This window comes from Burkholderia sp. SIMBA_051 (genome assembly GCF_046534915.1).
Taxonomy (GTDB): Bacteria; Pseudomonadota; Gammaproteobacteria; order Burkholderiales; family Burkholderiaceae; genus Burkholderia; species Burkholderia ambifaria.
The window spans coordinates 1-259 of the sequence record NZ_JAWRXS010000494.1 but is presented as its reverse complement, the minus strand read 5'-3'; the positions used below and the strand labels follow the sequence as shown (position 1 = coordinate 259).

General features: G+C 43.2%; 1 protein-coding gene. It reads left to right on the top strand.

The annotated features are described in order from the left end of the window. A partial coding sequence (locus tag SB771_RS35430; RefSeq protein ID WP_410722095.1) for a hypothetical protein occupies positions 1-234 on the top strand: 234 nt, incomplete at its 5' end. Positions 235-259: the final 25 nt, after the last annotated feature.

Genomic DNA, 259 nt, shown 5'->3' with positions numbered 1-259 from the left:
GTAGAGGTGAAAATTCTTTCAGGAGAAGGATGGGAAGGACTTAGACGTGAAAGGCTGCTTATTGATGGTATAGAGGCTATGAGCGCTGGTCCGCTCTCTGAATGCCGGGAAGATGCAATTTTGGAAAGAGACTTATATGGTCCATCGGATTTTGCTGGAATACTTGAGGCCTTTCTAAGGGAGCATCAAGGTAAAAAGGTCAGATTTATTTATGAGGAGGATACGGATGAGTAATCAGAATCAATTGGCACACGTACAA